Genomic DNA, 24154 nt, shown 5'->3' with positions numbered 1-24154 from the left:
TGCCCGGAGTCCTGTGTGCTGCAATTTATCTACTCCCAGCTTATTAGGCTGATTCTGCCTTTCATTTTACTGCGTCTGTGGTGGAATGGTCGTCGAGCTCCAGAACTCAGACGCAACTGGTATCAGCGCCTTGGGATCGTGCCGAGGGCGAGCGGTACGGTGGTGTGGGTTCATGCCGTCTCTGTGGGCGAAACCATCGCGGCGGCGCCGATGGTCCGGCGTCTGTTGGCTCGTAACCCCGGGATTACCATCCTGATGACCGCCATGACTGACACCGGTCTGGCCCAGGCGCGCAAGATGTTCGGTGACCAGGTGCAGTATGCTTACGCGCCCTATGACACGCCGGGCGCGATACGTCGGTTCCTCGACCGGGCCAACCCCCGGATCCTGGTCATCATGGAGACCGAGATCTGGCCAAACATGATTCGCCAGTGCCGGGCACGCCGGGTACCGGTGTTTCTCATAAATGCCCGCCTCTCAGAACGTTCCGCCCGAGGCTATGAACGAATTCGCAGCCTCGCTGCCCCCATTATGCGCAGTATCAGCTGGGTAGCTGCCCAGGCCGAGAAAGACGCCGAGCGGTTCCGGCGAATCGGTGTTGCGTCAGAAAAAGTGGCCGTCACGGGCAGTGTGAAATTTGACGTCGATATTCCAGACGATGTGCGAAATGCCGCAATGGAACTCCGGAAAGACCTGGCGGATCGGCCAGTATGGATTGCCGGCAGCACCCACGGTGGCGAGAACGACCAGCTGCTGGCGGCTCATGGAAAAGTCCTGGAAAGGCATCCCGATGCCCTGCTGATCCTGGTCCCGAGGCACCCCGACCGATTCGTGCCCGTGGCGGAAAAGGCGGTCAGAGAGGGGCTGACGCTTGCCCGGCGGTCCTTGGGGGAGAATCCCTCCTCGGCGCAGGTGTACCTCGGAGATACCATGGGGGAACTGATGATGCTCTACGGAGCCAGCGACCTGGCTTTTGTTGGCGGTTCGCTGATTGAGCGCGGTGGGCACAACCCCCTCGAGCCGGCAGGGTGGGGCATCCCGGTTTTTTCAGGCCCTCATATCTTTAACTTCGAGACGATTTACCAGCGCCTGCTTGATGACCGGGGCGTTAAGCTGGTTGGAGATGCAGACGAGCTGGCCGAGCATGTGTCGTCACTTTTCAGTGATGAGCAGGAGCGAAAAGAGATTGGCCAGAGAGCGTTGAAAGTGGTCAATAAAAACCGGGGCGCCCTGGACAAGGTCGTCGATGGCATCATCGAGCGAGTCTGAGACGCTTCCAGAGTGACCCGTGGGCGAGCCGTCAGGCCCGCCCAGCCGAGACGTTACTGGGTCGGATCGTCCAGAATCTCTTCTTCGTTTGCCAGTGCCTCGATGCCCGGTGCGGCCGCGCTCAACCAGTTGTTCAGGTCAATCAGGTCCCGGGGACTCAGCGTGCCTGCGGCCTGTTTCAGCTGGAGCGAATTGATCACATAGTCGTAACGGGCGTTGGCATAATCTCTCAGGGCAACGTAATAGGCCCTCTCTGCATCCAGCACTTCCACTATGTTTCGTGTTCCTACCTCATACCCTGCACGCGTGGCGTCCAGTGCGCTGCGGCGGGATACTATCGTCTGCTCCAGTGCGGAGGCGGTTTCAACGTTGTTGTTGACGGTCAGGAACAGGCTGCGGGTGTTCACCCGGACATCGCGACGAACGGTATTCAGGGATTGTTCAGCGACTGTCACCAGCGACCGCTGCTGGCGCACGCCGGCCTGGGTACCGCCCCCGGAATAGAGGGGGACATTCAGCGTGAGCCCGATGGTTCCGCGGGTCGTTGTGCCGTCCCTCTGGGTTTGAATGCTGGCCGGGTCTTCAATGCCATCCAGGTCGGTTTTGCCATAGGACGCGTTCAGATCCACGGTCGGGTAGTGTCCGGCCTTGGCTTCCCGGAGGCTGGCTTCATTGGCATTGAGCTCGTAAAGAGCCGACTGGATAGACCAGTTCTGCTCCAGAGCGGTTGCTTCCCAGGCGGAAGGATCCATCGGATCCGGGCGACCGAGGGGGAAGTTCCGGCGCAGGTTGTCCAGTTCCTCAGCGTATTCGCCTGTCAGCCGGGCCAGTTGTTCCCGGGCGACATTAAGCTGGTTCTCGGCTGCAATGCGCTGGCTCTTGCTGTCGTCGTAGCTGGCCCGCGCCTCATACACCTCGGTGATGGCGATCAGCCCCACATCAAACCGTTCCTGGGCCTGTTCGTACTGGCGCTGAATAGCGGCCTCGGTTGCTCGTGCGGTGGTGACCGTGTCCCGGGCCCGCAGCACGTTGAAGTAAGCAGTTGCTACGTCCAGAATCAGCTGCTGTTGGGCCAGATTGTATTCTGCCTGCGCGGATTCTGTCTGAAACTTGCTGGCGTCATAACGGAACCAGGCGTCGGCCCGGAACAGGGGTTGGGTCAGCTGAAGACCGTAGTTCAGCTCCCGGTAGCTGTTATCCTGGTTGGGACCGTCCACATCGATGTAATTGCCTTCGCCGTAAGCGCCGATCTGGGGCAGTAATGTGCTCAGGCTGACATCGCTGGCTGCCTGCTGCGCCTCAAAGCTTGCCCGGGCAGCGGCAATGCCGGAGTCGTAGGAAAGCGCTTTCTCATAGGTCTCGACCAGATCCATGGAAAGGGCGGACTGGGCGGCCATGAGGCCAATAAGTCCGGAAAGCAATCGCTTCTTCATTCTATCTCCTGAATACAGTTACGCATCTTTGCCCGGTAGTCGGGGGGCATGTCAGGCTGGCAGCCACGCATCTTTGCCCCGTTATTGTGGGCCGACGGGTCTGGTTGGCCATTATGGACAATAATTGCCCGCAGCTCTACACTTGCAAATGGCACTCATTGTGGGTGTCATGCATTACAGATTCGCGTCTTGACGGGGTGCTGGTCTGCTTTCCGGAAACTGGAAGCAACCGGCTGAGATTGCATCGCAGAACCCGCGACCTGATCCGGATAATACCGGCGTAGGGATTTAAGACCACAGTGCTGCCTGACCAGTATTCTCCCCAGAGAGAAACCGTGTCGAAAGCTCCGTCATACGCGACCCGAAATCCAAAAATTGTTCCGGGAGCGAATGATGACTGACTTGCCTGATTACCTCAGCGATTCCGCAAAGGTGGATTCCGCCGCCATCAAACCCCTGCCAAGCTCACGCAAGATCTACGTACAGGGTAGCCGACCCGATCTGCGGGTGCCCATGCGGGAAATTACCGTGCAGGACACGCCAACCGAGATGGGCGGTGAAAAGAATCCGCCGGTGGTGGTGTACGACACCTCTGGTCCCTATACCGATCCGGACGCGACCATTGACCTGCGCAGGGGGCTTAAGCCTGTGAGGGCCGGCTGGATTGCAGAGCGTGGCGATGTGGAACAACTTTCCGGTTATTCCTCCGAGTTCACCCGCCGCCGCATGAAAGATCCGCAGCTCGACCCACTGCGGTTTATGGACGAGCGCAAACCCCTGCGTGCAAAACCGGGCTATAACGTTTCCCAGATGCATTACGCCCGTCAGGGCATTGTTACCCCGGAAATGGAGTACATCGCCATTCGGGAAAATATGAAACTGCAGGAAGCCCGGAAGCGGGGGCTGCTGAAAGACCAGCATCCCGGTCAGTCCTTCGGCGCCAATTTGCCTCCGGAAATCACACCGGCATTCGTCCGCGATGAGGTGGCTCGTGGTCGTGCGATTATCCCGGCCAACATCAATCACCCGGAAATCGAACCGATGATCATCGGTCGCAACTTCCTGGTGAAGATCAACGGCAATATTGGCAACTCTGCGGTCAGTTCCTCCATTGAAGAAGAGGTGGAGAAACTCACCTGGGGCATCCGCTGGGGCGCCGACACCATCATGGATCTGTCCACCGGCAAGAACATCCATGAAACCCGTGAGTGGATCATCCGCAACTCGCCGGTTCCCATCGGCACCGTTCCAATCTATCAGGCGCTGGAGAAAGTCGGCGGTGTGGCCGAGGACCTGACCTGGGAAATCTTCCGGGATACGCTGATTGAGCAGGCCGAGCAGGGGGTGGATTACTTTACCATCCACGCGGGCGTTCGCCTGCATCATGTGCCCATGACTGCAAAGCGCACCACGGGCATTGTTTCGCGGGGCGGTTCGATCATGGCCAAATGGTGCCTGGCCCACCACAAGGAAAGCTTCCTGTACGAGCATTTCGACGACATCTGCGAAATCATGAAAGCCTACGACGTGTCCTTCAGCCTCGGCGACGGGCTGCGCCCCGGCTCCATCGCCGATGCCAACGACGCGGCCCAGTTTGGCGAACTGGAAACTCTGGGGGAGCTCACGAAAATCGCCTGGAAGCACGACGTCCAGTGCATGATCGAAGGCCCGGGCCACGTGCCCATGCATCTGGTGAAGGAGAACATGGACAAGCAGCTCGAATGCTGCGACGAAGCCCCGTTCTACACCCTCGGCCCGCTGATCACCGACATTGCGCCAGGTTACGATCACATCACCTCCGGCATCGGTGCCGCCATGATCGGCTGGTACGGCTGCGCCATGCTCTGCTACGTAACTCCCAAGGAGCACCTGGGCCTGCCAAACAAGGACGACGTGAAAACTGGCATTATCACCTATAAGATCGCCGCCCATGCGGCAGACCTGGCCAAAGGGCATCCAGGCGCCCAGATCCGCGACAATGCGCTCTCCAAGGCTCGCTTCGAGTTCCGCTGGGAAGATCAGTTCAACCTGGGGTTGGATCCGGACACGGCTCGTGCCTATCACGACGAAACCCTGCCGAAAGAATCCGCCAAGATGGCCCACTTCTGTTCGATGTGCGGACCGAAGTTCTGCTCCATGCAGATTTCCCAGGAGGTTCGGGATTATGCCAGGGAGCATGGTCTTGATGAGGTGTCAGCAGTGGATGTTGGCATGCAGGAGAAATCCCGCGAGTTCGTGGAGTCCGGGAGTAAGCTGTACGACAAGGTTTGAACTTGAAGTAATACCCAACTAAAGGCTATCGTTCCAAGTCGATTCAACGACCGGACAAAAAATGGCCAAACCGTTCCAGTTCAAAGCCAGCGACGTCAACGTCGAAAAGCGTGAAACCGTCTTCCAGGGCTTCTTCCGCATGGATAAGCTCTGGTTGACCCACCCGCGTTTTGATGGCCGGGATATGCCTTTGTTTACCCGGGAGCTTTTTATTCGGGGGGATGCGACCTGCGTGCTTCCCTACGACCCGGAGCGGGACGAAGTGGTACTGCTGGAACAGTTTCGCCTCGGTGCATTGGGCCGAGACCAGTCGCCCTGGTTGCTGGAGCTGGTGGCCGGCATGAACGAAGACGGCGAAACCCCGGAAGAGGTGGCTCAGCGGGAAGGGCAGGAAGAGGCCGGGCTGACGTTTGAGCCGCTGGAAAAGATTTGCGATTACCTGGTTTCGCCCGGCGGCAGTACCGAGATGATTCATCTGTACTGCGGCCGCGTGAGCACCGAAGACGCGGGTGGGCTGTATGGTATGGAGCATGAGCACGAGGATATCCGCGCCCATGTGGTGTCATCCGACGATGCCATAGCGATGATCCACGATGGCCGTATCAACAATGCTGCGGCCATTATTGCCCTTCAGTGGCTCGAGCTGAATCGGGCCCGTTTGAGAGAAGGGTGGCAGTGATGGGTGAGTGGACCATGAAGCCCAAGCGGTACGTTCCGGATCTGCGACAGCTCGGTGCCCTGTGTGATGGGAACTATCAGCGGTTAAAGAAACTGCGGCAGCTGGAGGTGGACGGCAAGCCCGTCTGCGAATTCGAGCTGCACCGTGAAAACCATTATCTGGGGCGAGTCCGGATTCAAGTGCTGCAGACTGCAAAATTCACCGAAACCCTGTTGCTTGAACAGGTTCATAACTCGGGACGCTGGCTCAACAACCCGCAGATGACCGTGCGGGTCTACCACGACGCCAATATGGCCGAGGTGATCAGTTGCTACCGTGATCGCCAGATTGCCCCTGTAAACGATTACCCGAATCGCTTCATGCACCACCCGGACGAGAAGGTGCAGGTAAACGGTTTTCTTGCCGACTGGCTGGATTACTGTCTGCGATTTGGTCACCTACCCATGGAACATGCCGCCTGGTCTGCCGGTGAAGGCGTCGACTGAGGCGGCCTGTTAAGGATCCAGGCAGGACTAAAGTGGTGTGGCTATGGCCTGTTGATGTGCCATAGTTGTCAAAAATTGCAATATTTCGCCAGCGTCTGGCCAGAATGTGACCCCCGTTCGATTCGAAAGTGATAAATCCGCGAACCGGCGTCGTACACTTGGGTTCAGACCACGTATTGCCAGTGAGTAGATCCAGAAAGCCATGACCACGAAGGAACAAACCCGGCCACTGCGGGTACTGCAGCTGACTGATCCGCACCTGATGGCGCATGCCGACGGAGACCTGCTGGGCGTAAAAACCCGGGAAAGCCTGCAGGCCGTGATTGCAGAAGTGTTGAAAGTGCACGGCCAGCCGGATCTGATTCTGGCAACCGGCGATCTTGCCCAGGACGGGTCGGTGGAAGCATACCGGGTGTTCGGCGACAGCCTGAAGGTCTTTTCCTGCCCTTCAGTCTGGATTGCCGGCAACCATGACCACGTTGATCATCTGGTCAAGGTAGCAGGCGAGTATGATGCCAATGCCCGCCATGTTGTTCAGGGGGGCTGGCAATTCGTCATGCTCGACTCCTCTGTGCCCGGCAAGGTGTTTGGTGCGCTGGCCGATTCGGAACTGGCATTTCTGGAGGAAACCCTGGCGCAGCATCCGGACCTGCCAGCTGTAATTGCCTTGCATCACCATCCGGTAGACATCGGATCGGACTGGATGGAAAAGATCGGCCTTACCAACCGCGATGCGTTCTGGCAGGTGGTGGAGCGGTTTCCTCAGGTCCGGATCGTTCTGTGGGGCCATATCCATCAGGAACATGAGCGGGAACGTAACGGGGTACAATTGATGGCAACCCCGTCTACCTGTATCCAGTTCACCTCCGGTTCCAGTAAATTCTCGGTTGAAGACTTGCCGCCGGGTTACCGATGGTTCGAGTTCCATGACTCCGGGGACTTCACTACGGAAGTCCGCCGGGCCACAGATTTTCAGTTCGATCTGGATCAGAACAGCACAGGTTACTGAACCCCCTCCCGCAGTTCCCGGGCTGCAGCCACCATGCTTTCAAGCGCAGGAATTACCTCCTCCCACTGACGGGTCTTCAGACCACAGTCCGGATTGACCCAGAGCCGCTCCGCCGGTATGCGCTCTGCGGCCTTCACCATCAACGATCGGATTTGCTCGCGGTCAGGGATGTTGGGTGAGTGGATGTCGTAGACTCCGGGACCGATGTCGTTCGGATACTGGAAGCCCCGGAAGGCATCGAGAAGCTCCATGTCGGACCGGGAGGTTTCGATGGTGATGACATCCGCGTCCATCCGGGCGATGGCCTCGATAATGTCGTTGAACTCCGAGTAGCACATGTGGGTGTGGATCTGGGTTTCGTCTCGAACGCCATTGGCGGCAATCCGGAATGCGTCAATCGCCCAGTCCAGGTATTGGTTCCAATCGGATTTCCGCAGTGGCAAGCCCTCTCTCAGGGCCGCTTCATCAATCTGGATAATGCCCACGCCGGCGGCTTCCAGATCAAGAACCTCCTCCCGAATGGCCAGTGCCAGTTGGAGGCAGCTCTCCCGCCGGGGCTGGTCGTCCCGAACAAACGACCAGTTAAGGATGGTCACGGGGCCGGTCAGCATGCCCTTGAGAGGCTTTTTGGTCAGGGACTGGGCATACCGGATCCACTCGACAGTCATGGCCTTTGGTCGGGAGATATCGCCGAACAGGATGGGTGGTTTTACGCACCGGGAACCGTAGGACTGAACCCAGCCGAACTGGCTGAATGTGTAGCCGGCCAGCTGCTCGCCGAAATATTCCACCATGTCGTTCCTTTCGGCTTCACCGTGTACGAGAACATCGAGCCCAAGAGCTTCCTGCTCGGCAATGCAGCGGCGCACTTCCTCTCGAATCCGGGTGGTATAGTCTGCCTCGGTCAGTTCGCCCTTGCGGAACTGGCGCCGTGTTTGGCGGATATCCCGGGTCTGGGGGAAAGACCCGATGGTGGTAGTCGGAAAACGCGGCAAGCCAAGCTTCTGCTGTTGGGCAGTGATGCGTTCCGGGTAGGGGGTTCGACGCTGACCGAGCGCCGGGTTGATCTCTGCGGTTCGGGCCCGAACCGCCGGGTTGTGGACTCGTTCGGATGTTTTCCTGCTGTTGATGGCTGCAGTCGATTCCGCGAGTTGTTTGAGAACCACAGTTCTGCCGTGATTCAGCGCGGTGGCGAGAACATGCAGTTCATCAAGCTTCTGGTTTGCGAATGCCAGCCAGTTGCGGATTTCCGGATCCAGCGTCTGTTCGTTGGCCAGATCCACCGGCACGTGCAGTAGTGAGCATGAGGGAGCGATCCAGAGGCGGTTTCCCAGTTTTTCATGGACGGGTTCCAGCCAGTCCAGGGTTTTTTCCAGATCGGTTCGCCAGATATTCCGGCCGTTAACGACCCCCAGCGAAAGCTGTTTGTGTGGTGGCAGCCAGTCAACCACCCGGGCGACTTCCTGTGGCGCGCTGACAGCATCGATGTGCAACCCCGCCACCGGCAGTTCGAAGGCCAGCTGCAGGTTTTCTCGCAATTCGCCGAAGTAAGTGGTTACCAACAGCTTTGGCGCGCTGGTTTTCAGGTGGTGGTAGGCCAGGCTGAAAGCGTGGCGCCAGTCTGCCTCCAGATCAGTAACAAGGGCGGGCTCGTCCACCTGGACCCAATCGACGCCCTGATCTGCCAGTACACTCAGAAGCTCTGAATAAACCGGCAGGAGTGACTCCAGCAGCGCCAGTCGATCGCTTTCATCCTTGGCCTTACCCAACCAGAGATAGGTGATCGGCCCGATGATGACCGGCTTTGGTGTGAGACCCTGGTGTCGGGCCTCGGCGAGTTGTTCAATCAACCGGTCAGCGTTGAGCTGGAAGCGGGTGTGCTGGTGGAACTCGGGCACGATATAGTGGTAGTTGGTGTCGAACCACTTGGTCATTTCCCCCGCCTGCACGCCGCAGCACGAAGACTCCTGTCCGGAGCGACCCCGGGCTACCCGGAAGTACCGTTCGAGCTCGCTGCCTCCGGATTCTCTGACCCGTTCAGGCAGATTGCCCAGGGTGACGCTCATATCCAGTACCTGATCGTAAAAGGAGAAGTCCCCCACGGGCACCCGGTCGAGGTGCTGCTGACTCTGCCAATGCCTGCGACGCAGATCCGCGCCGGTTATCTGCAGCTCCTCTTCGCTGACCTGCCCCTTCCAGAAGGCTTCCTGAGCAAACTTCAGCTCGCGGCGGGTTCCGATACGAGGGAATCCGAGATTGTGTGTGGTTACCATGCTGGGTCCTCTGCTTGATCCGTTGGTTTGCAAGAGGGGGCAGAATATCCGCTCGATGTGATGAAGAATAATGGTAATATTTCAGGTATCGATGAATATTAGTCATGCATGGGGTGGTAATGATCGAACGTAGCCATCTGGCGATTCTCAGGGCAGTCAGTCAGCAGGGTTCTCTCACAGCGGCGGCCGAGCACCTGCATCTCACCCAGTCTGCCCTCAGCCATTCCGTTCGTAAGCTTGAGCATCAGTTAGGCACCGATATCTGGATCCGGGAAGGGCGACAGCTTCGGTTGACCCAGTCAGGTGAGTATCTTCTGTCACTTGCCACCAGGCTGTTGCCACAGCTGGAACACGCGGAGATGCTGATTGGCCAGTTCGCCCGGGGGCAGCGTGGCACTCTTCGCATCGGAATGGAGTGTCATCCCTGTTACCAGTGGCTGCTGAAAGTGGTCGGTCCTTACCTTGAGCGCTGGCCTGGCGTGGATGTGGATGTGAAGCAGAAATTCCAGTTCGGTGGCATTGGGGCTCTGTTCGGTCACGATATCGATATGCTGGTGACCCCGGACCCGTTGCATAGGCCGGGGCTGGTTTTTGAACCCGTGTTCGACTACGAGCAGGTGCTTGTTGTGGGCGAAGACCATCCGTTGGCAGGCAAGGCCTGGGCTGAACCCGAGGATCTTGAGAAGGAGGTTCTGATTACCTACCCGGTGGAAATTGAGCGGCTGGATATCTATACGCGTTTCCTGCTGCCGGCCCACACCAGTCCGGCGCGGCACAAAACCATTGAAACGACGGATATCATGCTGCAAATGGTCGCCGCAGGGCGTGGCGTGGCAGCTCTTCCGCGCTGGTTGGTAGAGGATTACGGTGCCCGGATGCCGGTTCGACCGGTCCAGCTTGGTGAGGCTGGTATTCCCAAGCAGATCTTCCTGGGCCTTCGTGAGCGGGACCGGGAAGTGGATTACCTGAATTCGTTCATGAAGCTGGCAAGTGAGGTTCGCTGGAGCTAACGTCTTCGGTTAAACTGCGCAAAAAATTTTCTCAGGAAAACAGACTATGAGCGAGATACCCGCAGATCTGAAATACATTGAGACCCACCAGTGGGTTCGCGTGTCCGATGATGGCACGGCGACGGTCGGCATTACGGATTTTGCCCAGGAGCAGCTGGGTGATGTGGTTTATATCGGGGTTCCGGATGTGGGCGCTACGGTTAACGGTGGTGAAGAGGCTGGTGTGGCCGAGTCGGTCAAGTCGGCTTCGGATGTGTTCAGCCCGGTGACGGGCGAGGTTATTGAGGTGAATGAGAGCCTTGAGGATGAGCCGGAGAAGGTCAACGAAGATCCTTATGGCGACGGCTGGCTCTACAAGGTTCGGCTGGAGGATGCCGGTGAGCTGGATGGCCTGATGGATGCTTCGGCTTATGCGGAGCATGTGGCTGCCGAGGAATAATACTTCCATTTGGGAGGCTGGCCTGACGGGGCGGGCCTTCCAAAACACGCTGTGAATACGTCCCTGTACGCTTGGCTCCGCACAGTTTTGGAAGGCCCGCCCCGTCAGCCCGTCATACATCGGTATCAGTTTCAACTCATCTTGTATAATCCCTGTCTTTCCTTTCCAGGTGGTCTTTATGAATTTTCCGGTTCTGTATCTTCGAAAAGGCGCAGAGCGCCGTCTCCGTGCTGGCCATCTCTGGGTATACAGTAATGAGGTGGACACCCGCCGCAGCCCGCTGACGGATTTCGAGGCCGGTGTTCAGGCGGAGCTTCGTGCCTCGAATGACAAGCCATTGGGCACGGTGTTCGTGAACCCCCATGCGCTGATTTGTGGCCGGCTGATCAGTCGGGACCCGGGCCATGGTATGACGCCGCAGCGCTTGACCCAGAGGATGGAAGCCGCGCTGGCGTTGCGGGAGCGGCTTTTTGACAAGCCGTTTTATCGTTGGGTGTTTGGCGACAGTGACGGGCTGTCGGGGCTGGTAATTGACCGGTTTGATTCCACGGTGGTGGTGCAGATTTCCACGGCCGGTATGGAGGCGATGAAGGAAGCGGTTGTTCGGGCGGTGCAGCGGCTGGCGCATCCGGATGCGATCATCCTCAAGAACGATGGCAAGATGCGCAAGGTGGAGGGGCTGGATACCTACGTGGAGCAGGCTCATGGCGCTGAAATCCGTCTTCTGGAGGTGGAGGAGAACGGTGTCCGGTTCGAGGTGCCTTTGGAAGGCGGCCAGAAAACCGGCTGGTTCTATGATCACCGGATGAATCGTGCTCGTTTGCAGGCCTATGCCCCGGGCAAGCGGGTTCTGGATGTGTTCAGTTACGTTGGTGGCTGGGGTATCCAGGCGGCTTGTGCGGGGGCCACCCAGGTGACTTGTGTGGACAGTTCCGCCAGTGCCATTGATTCGGTCCACCATAACGCCAGGCTCAACGGCCTGGATAATGTGGAAACCATTGAAGGAGATGCCTTCGAGGCCCTGAAGGCGCTGGCGGATGAGAAGGAGAAGTTTGATGTGGTGGTGCTGGATCCGCCGGCACTGATTCCCCGGCGCAGGGATCAGAAGGCGGGGGAGGAGGCCTATGCCCGCCTGAATCAGCTTGGTCTGCGGTTATTGGAGCGCGACGGCATTCTGGTGTCCGCGTCCTGTTCCATGCACCTCTCGCAGGAGAAGCTGGTGGACATCATTCGTGGAAGCGGCCGGAAGATCGACCGCTTTGTCCAGTTGCTGGAGCAGGGGCATCAGGCTCCGGATCATCCGGTGATTCCGGGTATTCCCGAGACCGATTACATCAAATCCTGCTTTGTTCGCTCACTGACTGGCTTCTTCTGAGAAAGCTAAAGCCGGGGTCCGATGAACGCTTTCATCGGACCTCATGTTCACGTTTCAGCCTCTCAATGACATCACTTTCCAGCCGTTGTCCCGGGCAAATTGCTCCAGGGTCGGGTCCGGGTCGACGGCCACCGGGTTGTCCACTTTCTTCAGCAGCGGCAGGTCATTGTGGGAGTCGCTGTAGAACCACGCCCCCTCAAGTGTCCTGTTATGGGCTGCCAGCCAGTCATCCAGGCGCGTGACCTTGCCATCCTGAAAGCTTGGAGTGCCAGCCACTTCGCCTGTGTAGCGGCCGTTGACCAGCTCTGGTTCGGTGGCAATCAGGTGTTCTATTCCGAGTGCTTCGGCAATCGGCTCGGTTACGAAGCGGTTGGTGGCGGTGATGATCATCAGCGTATGGCCCTGCTCCCGGTGGCTGTCCAGAAGGGTGTTCGCGCTGGGCTGCATCATGGGGCGTACTTTTTTTTCCATGAAGGCGTCCCGCCAGGCCAGCAGCTCGCTCATGTTATGACTGGCCAGCGGCTGAAGGGCAAAGCCCAGGTAATGCAGGATATCCAGTTCACCGTTCAGGTATTCCTGGTAGAAGCGATCGTTGGCAAGGCGGTATTCCTCGGCATCGACGATGCCTTCCTCTACCAGAAACTCGCCCCAGGCGTGGTCGCTGTCGCCGGCCAGAAGGGTGTTGTCCAGATCAAAAATTGCGAGCGTCAAGCGGTTACCTCCGGTGATCACAGGGCTTGCAGGAAAACGCCAAGTCTACCACGACCTGTCCCCAACGGCTCCGTTTGCCGAACCCTTGGGATTCTGTAAGAATGAGAGCAACTTGGACAAATCCGACCGGTGAATTTTTGTGCCGGTCCACCGACTTTTGAGAGGACTGTGCCGTGATCGATTCAGACGGTTTCAGACCCAACGTCGGAATCATTCTGGCCAACCACAGGGGAGAAGTTCTCTGGGCAAGGCGAATAGGGCAGGACTCCTGGCAGTTCCCCCAGGGTGGCATCAAACACGATGAATCCCCAGAGGACGCACTGTACCGGGAGCTTGGAGAGGAAATCGGTCTCTGTGCAAACGATGTGGAAATCATCAGCTGCACGCGAGGCTGGCTGAGGTATCGACTCCCGAGGAGGATGGTACGCCAAAACTCCCACCCCGTTTGTGTGGGCCAAAAACAGAAATGGTTCCTGCTGAGGATGTTATCGCCGGATGCGCAGGTTTGCGTGGACGGCACGGATTCACCGGAATTCGATGGCTGGCAGTGGGTAAGCTACTGGTATCCGTTGGGACAGGTGGTTTCCTTCAAGCGAGAAGTGTATCGACGTGCGCTGAGAGAGCTTGCGCCGCGGCTGTTTTACAACATGGAACAGTGGCATCAGGCGGAACAGGGGCAGCGCTTACAGGAACATACGAAATGACGGACTGATACCGCCATGCTGAGCATTCTGCGAAGTCTTGTACAAGAGGTAAACAGCGCCCGCGATCTGCAGGAGGCGCTGGATATCATTGTATCGCGGGTGCAGAAGGCCATGGGAACCGAGGTCTGTTCCGTCTACCTGCTTGATCCGGCCACCAACCGCTACATTCTGATGGCGACGGAAGGCCTCTACCGCAAGGCGGTGGGTCAGGTGAGCCTGGCCTATTCCGAAGGCCTTGTGGGACTCGTGGGTTCGCGCGAAGAGCCGATCAATCTGGAAGATGCACCCTCCCATCCCCGTTATCGCTATTTCCCGGAGACCGGGGAAGAACGTTTCCGCTCTTTCCTCGGTGTTCCGATTATTCACCATCGCCGGGTATTGGGGGTTCTTGTTGTCCAGCAGCGGGAAAGTTCCCGGTGCTTTGATGAAGGCGAAGAGGCCTTTCTGGTTACCGTCTCCGCACAGCTGGCCGGGGTTATCGCTCACAGTGAGGCGACCGGCGCCATCAGCGGGCTGTCCCTGACCGGTGAAGAGGCTCACGATGTCAGCTTCAACGGTGTGCCAGGCGCTCCGGGTGTTGCCATCGGCAGTGGCGTCGTCGTTTACCCGTCGGCCGATCTGGATGTGGTTCCGGAAAAGCCCACCGACGATATCGATCAGGAGCTGGAACTCTTTGGCGCTTCGGTCAAGGCAGTCAGGGAAGATATCGAGCGCGTCGCCAAACGGCTGGCTTCGCAGCTGCGCCCGGAAGAGCAGGCGTTGTTCGATGTCTATCTCAGAATGCTGGGCGACGATGCCATGCCCGGGGAGGTCGCTAACAAGATCCGGGAAGGTATCTGGGCCCAGGGCGCGCTGAAGCAGGTGGTACAGCAGTATATCCGTCACTTCGAGATGATGGATGATCATTACCTCCAGGAGCGCGCTGTTGATATCCGGGATCTGGGTCGCCGCCTGCTGTCTCACCTGCAGGAGGGGGAGCAGAAACACCTGAATTATCCCGAGCGAACGGTGCTGGTCAGCGAGGAGCTCACACCAGCCATGCTGGGCGAGGTTCCCAAGGGGCAATTGATTGGCCTGGTGTCGGTCAAGGGCTCCAGTAATTCCCACGTGGCCATTCTTGCCCGCGCCATGGGCGTGCCCACGGTCATGGGGCTGGTGGACATTCCAGTCAACCAGCTCGATGGCAAGGAACTGATTGTTGATGGTTTTGAAGGTCAGATCTTTGCATCACCCTCCTCAGATCTCCGTTCCTATTACCAGGCAATCTGCGATGAAGAAGACGAGCTGATCCGGGGGCTTGAGGTCCTCAAGGACAAGCCCTGTGAAACCACGGATCATCACCGGGTTTCGCTGCTGGTGAACACCGGTTTGATGACCGATGTTGTCCGTTCGCTCTCCCACGGTGCTGAGGGTATCGGCCTGTACCGGACCGAAGTGCCGTTCATGATCAAGGATCGGTTCCCCTCTGAGCAGGAACAGCGCGAGTACTACCGGGAGCAGCTCGAAGCCTTTGCGCCCAGCCCGGTTACCATGCGTACACTGGACATTGGCGGCGACAAGGCGCTGACCTACTTTCCGATCCAGGAAGAAAACCCGTTCCTGGGCTGGCGTGGTATCCGGGTCACGCTTGACCATCCGGAGATCTTCCTGGTGCAGGTCAGGGCCATGCTCAAGGCCAGCGAGGGGCTGAACAACCTCCAGATCATGCTGCCGATGATCTCCAATATCTCGGAAGTGGAAGAGTCCCTGCACCTGATTTACCGGGTGTATCACGAGGTTCGCGAGGAGGGCTATGACATTCACATGCCCAAAGTGGGTGTGATGGTCGAGATTCCTGCTGCGGTCTACCAGATCCGGGAGCTGGCAGACCGGGTGGACTTCCTCTCTGTTGGTTCCAACGACCTGACCCAGTATCTGTTGGCGGTGGATCGGAACAACCCCCGGGTAGCCCAGCTTTATCATTCCTATCACCCGGCGGTGCTTCAGGCGCTGGTCCGGATTGCCCAGGACGCTCACTCTGTCGGTAAACCGGTTGGTATCTGTGGCGAGCTGGCGGGTGATCCCGGTGGTGCGCTGCTGCTGATGGCCATGGGGTACGATTCCCTGTCCATGAACGCGGCCAGTCTGCCGAAGGTCAAGTCGGTGATTCGTAGTGTCAGCCGGGAATGGGCCATCCAGTTGCTGGAAGATGTGCTGCTGCTGGATTCGCCTCATGTGATCAAGAGTTGTGTGGATCTGGCATTGCGAAATGCTGGCTTCGGCCGTTACCTGCGGCCTGGCAAGTCTACGGCCATGGCGGTATCGGAGGCGGCCGTTTCCTGATCACGGGCCCGATGTCGGCAATTATAGGGTGTGTACTCTAACTACGGTTGTTATCTTGGTACCTGAAGTATCCGGCGGTCCGTGTGACGGACCCGCATTCGTTATCCGGAAAAGGGAAGGCTATGAAGTCGCCAACTGATCATAAATCCGCGCCCCGCATCGGCCTCGCCCTCGGCGGTGGTGGCCCCTTGGGCGGAATTTATGAGATCGGAGCTCTCCGGGCTCTGGATGAAGCACTTGATGGTCTCGACTTCAACAATATTGATGTGTATGTGGGTGTGAATGCGGGTTCTTTCGTGGCGGCGAATCTGGCCAACCAGATGACCACCGCGCAATTGTGCCGGATTTTCGTGCGCAATGAAGCAGAGGTGCACCCGTTCCATCCTGAAGTGTTTTATCGGCCTGCCTTCCGGGAGATTGGCAGCCGTTTGCTGGCAATACCGGGTCTGGTTTCGACAGCGGTGAGCCGCTTCGTCAACAATCCCTACGACCAGAGCCTGCTTGAAGCCATGACGATCCTGGCGCAGGCAGCGCCCGCCGGGCTGTTTGATAACGAAGGCCTGCATGAGTACCTCAAGCGGGCCTTTACGATGCTCGGTCGTACCAATGATTTCCGTCAGCTCAAGCGAAGCCTCTACATAGTTGCTGCTGATGTCGAAAGCACCGAGGCTGTCTGCTTTGGCGCGCCGGGCTTTGATCACGTGCCTATTTCCAAGGCGATTCAGGCCAGCACCTCCTCGCCGGGCCTGTATGTGCCTGTGGATATTGATGGGCGCTATTACGTGGACGGTACCTTGCGCAAGGGGTTGCACGCCTCGGTTGCCTTTGAAGACGGTGCTGACCTGGTTTTCGCCGTTAATCCTCAGGTTCCGATTGACGCCAGCGCTGCGGTCCGGGCCGGCTCCATGAAGCCGGGCGAACTGACCCGCTCTGGCATGCCCCACCTTCTGTCGCAAACCTTCAGGACCATGGTGTACTCGAGGATGCAATCCGGTATTGCCCAGTACGCCCGGGATTATCCGGACAAGGACATCCTGCTGTTTGAACCCACCCGTGACGACGCCAAGCTGTTCTTCTCCAACGTATTCAGCTTCCAGTCCCGTAGAATGGTGTGTGAGCACGCCTACCAGATGACACGTCGTGATCTTCTGAACCGTGCCGATCAACTGGAGCCCAAGCTGGAAAAATATGGCATTACCCTGAGGCGGGATCGTCTGGAAGATGAACAGCGGACGATCAGTACCAGCCTTTATGGCGAAATGCTGCCACTTTATGTGGCCAAGGGCAGGAAGAAAAAAGCGGAAAAGGGTCGATTGGCGACCGGGTTGGGCAACGTCTCGCACCTGTTTTCAAAGGCGCAGTAATGCCGGGATAGAGTAAGTCGGGGCCAGACGAAGTTTCCCTCTGACCCCGGGTCGCTATTCAGAGAATATACCGGCTCAGATCCTCGTCTTCTGACAATTCTCCAAGCTTTTCATCGACGTATTCGGCGGTCACCTCAAAATCGTCGGTCACCTTGTCGCCGGCATCGAAAGACAGGGTTTCAAGCAACCGCTCAAGCACGGTATGCAGCCTGCGAGCGCCAATGTTTTCGGTGCTTTCGTTCACCTTCCAGGCAACCTCTGCAATGCGGGCGATCGCATCTTCCTGGAATGTCAGTTTGACACCTTCGGTCAGCATCAGTGCTTCGTACTGCTGCACCAGGGATGCATCCGGTTCGGTCAGGATTCGCTTGAAGTCCTCAGGCGTCAGTGCCTGAAGCTCAACACGAATCGGCAGACGGCCCTGAAGCTCGGGTATAAGATCCGAAGGCTTGGACAGGTGGAACGCGCCGGAAGCGATAAACAGAATGTGATCGGTGCGCACCGAACCGTATTTTGTACTCACAGTGCTGCCCTCAATCAGCGGCAACAGGTCACGCTGGACACCCTCGCGAGAAACATCCGAGGAGGTGTTTTCGGATCGCTTGGCTACCTTGTCGATCTCGTCCACAAATACGATGCCGTTCTGTTCTACCGCTTGAATGGCTTTCTGTTTGATCTCCTCCTCGTTGACCAGTTTGGCCGCTTCTTCTTCCTTGACCCGTTTGAGGGCGTCCGAGACCTTCATTTTTCGGGTCTTGCGCTTGTCGGAAGAGAGGTTGGAGAACATGCTTTGTAGCTGGTTGGTCATCTCCTCCATGCCCGGAGGTGCCATGATTTCCACACCGGCTCCGGAATTGCGCAGGTCAATTTCAATTTCCTTGTCATCCAGCTCGCCTTCCCTGAGCTTTTTCCGGAACAACTGCCGAGTGGAGCTATCTGAGCTGCGTTGGCTGTCTTCACCGAAATCCCTGGGGGGTGGGATCAATGCGTCCAGAATCCGCTCCTCCGCTGCGTCCAGTGCCCGCCCTTCGTGGCGCTTCATCTCGGCTTCGCGCAGCATTTTGACCGCCATATCTGCCAGATCACGGATAATGGATTCCACGTCACGGCCAACATAGCCGACCTCCGTGAACTTGGTGGCTTCCACTTTCAGGAACGGGGCGTCGGCCAGCTTCGCCAGGCGCCGGGCGATTTCGGTTTTACCGACACCGGTGGGGCCGATCATCAGAATATTCTTGGGGGTTACTTCATCGCGCAGGCTGCTGTCCAGCTGCATCCGGCGCCAGCGATTTCTCAGGGCGATCGCCACCGCCCGCTTGGCTTCTTCCTGGCCCACGATGTGTTTGTTGAGTTCGTGGACAATCTCACGGGGAGTCATTGCAGACATGGTCGCTCCGGATCAGTCGTTTTTGGAGAGCACTTCGAGGGTGCGGTTGTGGTTGGTGTAGATACAGATATCTGCGGCGATATCCAGACCTTTCTCGACAATCTCGTGGGCGGACAGGTCGGTGTTCTCAAGCAGAGCCCGGGCCGAAGCCTGAGCAAAGGGGCCACCCGAGCCGATGGCAATCAGGCCCTGTTCCGGCTCTATGACATCGCCATTGCCGGTGATAATCAGGGATGCGGTTTTGTCTGCCACGGCCAGCAAGGCTTCAAGTCTGCGCAGTGCACGGTCTGTCCGCCAATCTTTTGCCAGTTCAACTGCAGCTCTGGTGAGGTTGCCCTGATGCTTCTCAAGCTGGGCCTCGAAACGCTCGAACAGGGTAAAGGCATCGGCAGTGCCGCCCGCAAAACCGGCGATCACCTGGCCGTTGTAGAGACGGCGTACCTTCCGGGCATTGCCCTTCATCACGGTGTTGCCGAGGGAAACCTGGCCGTCGCCACCCATGGCAACTTCGTCATCACGCCTGACGGAAAGAATGGTAGTCATTTGGGCTCCAATTGCCTGATTGAAATTGGTATCCCGTTGTTATGGTGGCTTCTGGTGTGAATTCAAGGTGTACGCCCGGAGCGCGAAAGATCACCCTTCCTTGGGAATCTTTCGGACCAGGGGCTGGATATTCAGGGAAACCAGTTTGTCGATAGCGGAGTTCATCTGGCTTCGGGATGTGAACGGGCCAACGTTGACGCGGTACCAGACGGAACCGTTGTCCAGGTCAATCCTCTGAGTGCTCGCCCGCAGCCCTTGAAAGGCAATCTGGGCTCGCTGCCGCTCGGCATCTTCCTTGCTCCGGAAGGAACCGGATTGGAGCAGGTAGTGAAAGTCTGTCTGCGTCGGGCCGGGTGTGTATTCCTCGACCTTTGGCGGAATTACCTCAGACTCCGGAAGCATCTCGTAGAAACGGAAGCCGGGTTTATCCTCCTCGCTGGCCGTTTCAGCGGGCTTCTGGGCGGGTTTCTGCGCCGGTTTTTCAGTCACCGTCTGTTGTGGCCCGGGACTCGTCGGAAGAGAGTTAAGATACACGATAAACCCGATAAAGCCGCCCACAGCGGCCAGGGACAGTATCCACTTGAGTGACAAGCCGCCGTGCTGGGAGCGGGCACTAGGTGTGGACTTTGGCCGGGCTGCCTTTGGCTTTGACGGCTTCGCAGGTTTCCTGTGCGAAGTCGCTGAAGCCTTGGCGGGTCGATCCTTGCGGGCGTAGTCTCGGGACATTCGTTCTTACATCTCTTCCGGTGCGCTGACGCCCAGCAGGTCCAGGCCGTTGGCAATCACCTGCCTGATCGCCAGGTAGAGGCTGACCCTGGCATCGCGAACGGCGGTGTCCTCAATCAACACCTTGTGGGCGTTGTAGTAGGTATGGAACTGGCCCGCCAGATCCCGCAGATAGTGCGTGAGGTGGTGCGGTTCACGTTGGGCCGCGGAATTGGCAATCAGTTCCGGGTACTTTGCCAACTGGTTGGCCAGGTCTTTTTCCTCATCCAGCGTTAACAGAGAGAGGTCCCCGAGGCACTCGTTCCGGCCACGCTCCACGCCTTCATCGGCCAGTTTTCGAAGCACGCTGCAGATGCGCGCATGGGCATACTGAACGTAATAGACCGGGTTTTCATTGGTCTGGGAGCGGGCCAGATCGATATCGAAGGTCAACTGGGAATCCACCCGGCGCGCGGCCAGGAAGAACCGGGTGGCGTCGCGGCCAACTTCATCAATCAGGTCCCGGACGGTCACGTAGCTGCCAGCGCGTTTGGAGATTTTCACCTCCTGGCCGGAGCGGGTCACCATCACCATCTGGTGCAGTACATAGTCTGGCCAGCCTTCCGGAATACCGGCATTCAGCGCCTGCAAGCCGGCGCGAACGCGGGTAACGGTAGAGTGGTGGTCGGCACCCTGTTCGTTGATAACGGTGGTAAAGCCCCGTTGCCATTTGTCCAGGTGATAGGCGACATCCGGCAGGAAGTAGGTGTAGCCACCGTCCTTCTTGCGCATGACCCGATCCTTGTCGTCGCCGAACTCGGTGGTTTTCAGCCACATGGCGCCATCCTGCTCGTAGGTGTAGCCATTTTCCTGCAGGCGCTTGACCGTGGCTTCAACCTTGCCGTCTTCGTACAGGGAAGATTCCAGGAAATAGACATCAAACTGAACGCCAAAGGCTTTCAGGTCCAGATCCTGCTCCCGGCGCAGGTAGGCGACGGCAAATTCGCGGATGGCGTCGCGGTCTTCCGGATCCGCCTTGGCGGTCACTGCCCGATCGTCCGCCGTGACGGTATCGCCAGCAAGGTAGGCCTTGGCGACATCAACGATATAGTCTCCACGATAGCCGTCCGCCGGCCAGCTCTCGTCGTCCGGCGTCAGACCTTTCACCCGGGCCTGAACAGAACGCGCCAGGTTATCAATCTGGGCCCCGGCGTCGTTATAGTAGAACTCCCGGGTTACATCGTAACCGTTGGCTTCCAGCAGCCGGCAAAGGCAGTCACCGATCGCCGCGCCACGGCCGTGGCCAACGTGGAGGGGGCCTGTGGGGTTGGCCGAAACAAACTCCACCTGAACTTTTTCACCCTTGCCCTGATTGTTGCGCCCGAAACGATCGCCTTCATCAAGTATGGTGTTGATCACTTCGAAAGCGCTGGCCGTGCTCATGAAGAAGTTGATAAAACCGGGCCCGGCAATCTCCACTTTCTCCACGGCTTTGCTCTGCGGCAGATTGTCGATAAGGACCTCCGCCAGTTTGCGAGGCGGGCAACCGGCAGCCTTTGAGGCAACCAGGGCAATGTTGCAGGCGTAGTCCCCGTGAGACTTGTCCTTGGTGTTCCCCACCTGAGGAGTGAAGGACTGGTCCGCAGGCAGAGTGCCATCGGCTTGGAGTGCTGCCAGTGCAGACTGGAGCAGATCGGAAACGGTCTCTTTCATGCTGTCAGATGGCTCGGTTTACAGAAGAATTGGATTCGGGGCAGGAGGCCCGTTGAAAACAGAAGGCGGCTATTATCGCGGAAAGTTTGGCTGCAAGCAAAAGACCCGGGTGGTTGTGATCCATGTTCTCTTTAACCGGTCTCTTGCGGGTCAACATCAATCATCCATCTGGCCCCATTTGGCAGCTTTCTCTGGTCCAGTTCCTGACAGATTCCGGTCAGCAAACTGTTCAGTCGTTTCCGGTTCCGGGCATTAAGGATAAGTTGTGCCCTGTGCTTGTCGGCGCGCCGGGCAATCATCGCCGGCAGCGGGCCCCAGGTTTCAACGTCGGAACTATTGGCAAGCGGTTTTATGGCATCGAGAACTTGCAGGCTCTTTTCCATGGTGTCCGCCTCCGCCCGGAAGATCGCCATGGCGCGGAATGGCGGGAATTGGCCTTCTTCACGTTCTTTGAGGAGTTGGTCGGCGATATCGAGATACTGGCCTTCGCAGAGCGTTTTCAGTAACGGGTGGTCACTGTGGCAGGTTTGCACCAGAACTTTGCCGGGTTTTGTGCCGCGGCCGGCACGGCCGCTGACCTGCAGAAGGGTCTGAATCAGTTGTTCCGGGGCCCGGAAGTCCACGCTGAACAGCCCGCCGTCGGCGTTGACCACCACGACGAGCGTAACATTCGGGAAATCGTGCCCTTTGGCCAGCATCTGTGTACCGACGAGTACGCACGGCTTGCCACTGTTCACCTGGTTCAGGATGCCCTGAATGCTGCCTTTCCGCTGAGTGCTGTCGCGATCCACCCGCACCACAGGCGTATCCGGGAAGGTGGTGGCCAGAATGTCTTCCGTCCTTTCTGTGCCTTGTCCGACAGGTTTGAAGGCATCGCTCCGGCATTTGGGGCAATGCTCCGTGGCCGCAGTCTGGTAGTCGCAATGGTGGCACCGCATCGCCCGGTCCCGGCGATGATAGGTCAGGCGGGTGTCGCAGCGTGGGCACTCGACCATGTGGCCACAGTCAAAGCACATCATGACCGGGGCAAATCCCCGCCGATTAACGAAGACCAAGGCCTGCTCACCTTTTGCCAGGGCCTGCTTTATGGCGTTCAGGGCGGGGCGGGACAGGCCCCCTTCCAAGGGGCGACTGCGGATGTCGAGCAGGCTGATGACTGGTGGTGTCGCATTGCCGGCTCGTTCCTCCAGCTTGACCAGGTGGTATTTGGCCTGTTTCGCGTTGTACACGGATTCCAGTGATGGCGTTGCCGACCCCAGAATGACGGGGCAGTTGTTCAGATGTGCGCGATAGACGGCGAGGTCGCGGCCCGAGTAGCGGAATCCTTCACCTTGCTTATAGGAGTTGTCGTGTTCTTCATCAACGATAATCGTTCGCAGGCCAGTGAAGGGAAGCAATACCGCTGACCGGGTGCCAACCAGGATAACCGGTTCCCCGTTGCGGACCCTCAGCCAGGTTGTCAGGCGCTCCCCATCGTTCAGGGCCGAGTGCCAGACCACGATCCGCCTGCCGAAGTAACGTTGGAACCGGGCAACGGTTTGCGGTGTGAGATTGATCTCCGGAACCAGCACCAGGGCTTGATCCCTGTCTCCGAGTTGTTGTTTCAGATAGTGGAGGTAAATCTCGGTTTTTCCGCTGCCGGTAATACCGTATAGAAGGAAGGCGCCGAATCCTTCGCTGGGAGGTGCCAGCTCTTTCGCTGCAGAAGTCTGGGCGCCAGACAGGTCTGGCCGCCGAGCCAGAAGTTCAGGCTCCTCAGAGAATGCCTTCTGTAACGGAGGTAAGACAGTTTCGATCAATTGTCTTTCGCGAAGGGCGTTGAGCTGGGCTCGACCGAATCCGGCCTTGAGTACATCGGTTGCAGGGGCGCCCTCAGGGTGCTGGCTCAGCCAGTCGAAAAGCGCCTTTTGTTTATGGGCGTTCGCCGGGAGCGTTGCGTTGTTGTCGAGCACACGCCACCACTCCTCCGTTTTTTCTTCCGCTTTTCTCCCTCGTCTGAGAGCCGGGGGTAGGGCGGTGAACAGGCACTCGCCCAAAGGATGCTGGTAATAGTCGCTTGCCCAGCTGAGGAGCCTGAAGGTTTCGGGGGGGAGTGCTGGCCAATCCTCTACCACACCGGCCACAGGTTTGAGGTTGATGCCGGCCGGTGGCTCAACGCCGATCTCCACGACGAGGCCAATTGCTTGTTGTCGACCGAAGGGAATTCGCACTCGCTGGCCCGGGACCAGTTGCAGGTCGTCGGGAACAAGGTAATCGAAGAGTCGGCGTAGCGGACGATTTAGGGCAATGCGTGCGATCAGTGGCACTGAATGCTCCAGAGGATTACGGATGTCACGGTTTTTCCCTATCCTGTTGCGATCGCTGGCCTGCCGTGAATTCCGGAGTGGGCGAGCCTGTAGAACAGCGTGGTACTTGCCTGCGAGAATAATTGCAAGTAAGATTCGCGGTCTGTTTCCGGCAGG

19 protein-coding genes and 1 riboswitch are annotated in these 24154 nt (G+C 58.1%); of the genes, 11 read left to right on the top strand and 8 right to left on the bottom strand.

What is annotated here, in order from left to right:
* Positions 1-15: 15 nt before the first annotated feature.
* Positions 16-1269, top strand: a complete 1254-nt coding sequence (gene waaA / locus ACESMK_RS17305; protein ID WP_373001413.1) for a lipid IV(A) 3-deoxy-D-manno-octulosonic acid transferase — start codon at positions 16-18, stop codon at positions 1267-1269.
* 53 nt (positions 1270-1322) lie between these two features.
* Here waaA and ACESMK_RS17300 read toward each other — a convergent pair whose 3' ends face one another.
* Positions 1323-2702: a TolC family outer membrane protein gene (locus tag ACESMK_RS17300; RefSeq protein ID WP_373001411.1), complete on the bottom strand. Its 1380-nt coding sequence runs from the start codon at positions 2700-2702 to the stop codon at positions 1323-1325.
* 183 nt (positions 2703-2885) lie between these two features.
* Positions 2886-3007, top strand: a riboswitch (TPP riboswitch).
* Positions 3008-3095: 88 nt separating this feature from the next.
* Here ACESMK_RS17300 and thiC point away from each other — a divergent pair.
* The 4 genes from thiC to cpdA all read left to right on the top strand — a co-directional run bounded on the left by thiC (position 3096) and on the right by cpdA (position 7146).
* Positions 3096-4973, top strand: coding sequence for a phosphomethylpyrimidine synthase ThiC (gene thiC / locus ACESMK_RS17295; protein ID WP_373001409.1), 1878 nt, complete (start codon positions 3096-3098; stop codon positions 4971-4973).
* A gap of 61 nt (positions 4974-5034) precedes the next feature.
* A complete protein-coding gene (locus ACESMK_RS17290; protein WP_373001407.1) occupies positions 5035-5652 on the top strand; it encodes an NUDIX domain-containing protein in 618 nt (205 codons plus the stop codon).
* On the top strand, positions 5652-6137 hold the full coding sequence (locus ACESMK_RS17285) for a DUF1249 domain-containing protein (RefSeq protein ID WP_373001405.1): 486 nt from the start codon (positions 5652-5654) through the stop codon (positions 6135-6137). The genes ACESMK_RS17290 and ACESMK_RS17285 overlap by 1 nt, the downstream gene beginning before the upstream one ends.
* 202 nt (positions 6138-6339) lie before the next feature.
* A complete protein-coding gene (gene cpdA, locus ACESMK_RS17280) occupies positions 6340-7146 on the top strand; it encodes a 3',5'-cyclic-AMP phosphodiesterase (RefSeq protein WP_373001403.1) in 807 nt (268 codons plus the stop codon).
* Here cpdA and metE read toward each other — a convergent pair.
* A complete protein-coding gene (gene metE / locus ACESMK_RS17275) occupies positions 7140-9419 on the bottom strand; it encodes a 5-methyltetrahydropteroyltriglutamate--homocysteine S-methyltransferase (protein ID WP_373001401.1) in 2280 nt (759 codons plus the stop codon). The two genes, cpdA and metE, sit on opposite strands and share 7 nt — an antisense overlap.
* 119 nt (positions 9420-9538) lie before the next feature.
* Here metE and ACESMK_RS17270 point away from each other — a divergent pair, with 119 nt between their 5' ends.
* From ACESMK_RS17270 to ACESMK_RS17260, 3 genes are all read left to right on the top strand, one after another.
* Complete coding sequence (locus ACESMK_RS17270; RefSeq protein WP_373001399.1) at positions 9539-10429, top strand: LysR family transcriptional regulator; 891 nt, start codon at positions 9539-9541, stop codon at positions 10427-10429.
* Positions 10430-10475: 46 nt separating this feature from the next.
* Entirely contained in the window at positions 10476-10868 is a 393-nt protein-coding gene (gene gcvH, locus ACESMK_RS17265; RefSeq protein ID WP_373001397.1) for a glycine cleavage system protein GcvH, read from the top strand.
* 178 nt (positions 10869-11046) lie between these two features.
* A complete protein-coding gene (locus tag ACESMK_RS17260) occupies positions 11047-12243 on the top strand; it encodes a class I SAM-dependent rRNA methyltransferase (protein WP_373001395.1) in 1197 nt (398 codons plus the stop codon).
* A 54-nt stretch (positions 12244-12297) separates the two neighbouring features.
* On the opposite strand, the gene ACESMK_RS17255 is transcribed toward ACESMK_RS17260, so the two are convergent.
* Entirely contained in the window at positions 12298-12954 is a 657-nt protein-coding gene (locus ACESMK_RS17255) for an HAD family hydrolase (RefSeq protein WP_373001393.1), read from the bottom strand.
* A gap of 173 nt (positions 12955-13127) precedes the next feature.
* Here ACESMK_RS17255 and ACESMK_RS17250 point away from each other — a divergent pair, with 173 nt between their 5' ends.
* The 3 genes from ACESMK_RS17250 (at position 13128) to ACESMK_RS17240 (ending at position 17344) form a co-directional block, all read left to right on the top strand.
* Positions 13128-13658, top strand: coding sequence for an RNA pyrophosphohydrolase (locus ACESMK_RS17250; RefSeq protein ID WP_373001391.1), 531 nt, complete (start codon positions 13128-13130; stop codon positions 13656-13658).
* Positions 13659-13673: 15 nt separating this feature from the next.
* Positions 13674-15980, top strand: coding sequence for a phosphoenolpyruvate--protein phosphotransferase (gene ptsP / locus ACESMK_RS17245; protein ID WP_373001389.1), 2307 nt, complete (start codon positions 13674-13676; stop codon positions 15978-15980).
* 122 nt (positions 15981-16102) lie between these two features.
* On the top strand, positions 16103-17344 hold the full coding sequence (locus ACESMK_RS17240) for a patatin-like phospholipase family protein (RefSeq protein ID WP_373001387.1): 1242 nt from the start codon (positions 16103-16105) through the stop codon (positions 17342-17344).
* A gap of 58 nt (positions 17345-17402) precedes the next feature.
* Here ACESMK_RS17240 and hslU read toward each other — a convergent pair whose 3' ends face one another.
* From hslU to ACESMK_RS17215, 5 genes are all read right to left on the bottom strand, one after another.
* The gene (gene hslU / locus ACESMK_RS17235) at positions 17403-18731 is read right to left on the bottom strand and encodes an HslU--HslV peptidase ATPase subunit (protein WP_373001385.1); all 1329 of its coding nucleotides are present in this window, start codon (positions 18729-18731) and stop codon (positions 17403-17405) included.
* A gap of 12 nt (positions 18732-18743) precedes the next feature.
* A complete protein-coding gene (gene hslV / locus ACESMK_RS17230) occupies positions 18744-19274 on the bottom strand; it encodes an ATP-dependent protease subunit HslV (protein WP_008170810.1) in 531 nt (176 codons plus the stop codon).
* A gap of 90 nt (positions 19275-19364) precedes the next feature.
* The gene (locus tag ACESMK_RS17225) at positions 19365-20000 is read right to left on the bottom strand and encodes an SPOR domain-containing protein (protein ID WP_373001383.1); all 636 of its coding nucleotides are present in this window, start codon (positions 19998-20000) and stop codon (positions 19365-19367) included.
* A 6-nt stretch (positions 20001-20006) separates the two neighbouring features.
* Entirely contained in the window at positions 20007-21692 is a 1686-nt protein-coding gene (gene argS / locus ACESMK_RS17220; RefSeq protein ID WP_373001381.1) for an arginine--tRNA ligase, read from the bottom strand.
* A 131-nt stretch (positions 21693-21823) separates the two neighbouring features.
* Positions 21824-23998, bottom strand: coding sequence for a primosomal protein N' (locus tag ACESMK_RS17215; RefSeq protein WP_373001379.1), 2175 nt, complete (start codon positions 23996-23998; stop codon positions 21824-21826).
* Positions 23999-24154: the final 156 nt, after the last annotated feature.

Source organism: Marinobacter sp. (genome assembly GCF_041687235.1).
In the GTDB taxonomy this organism is placed as follows: domain Bacteria; phylum Pseudomonadota; class Gammaproteobacteria; order Pseudomonadales; family Oleiphilaceae; genus Marinobacter.
The sequence above is the reverse complement of the archived record's forward strand: the minus strand, read 5'-3'. Positions and strand labels throughout refer to the sequence as shown.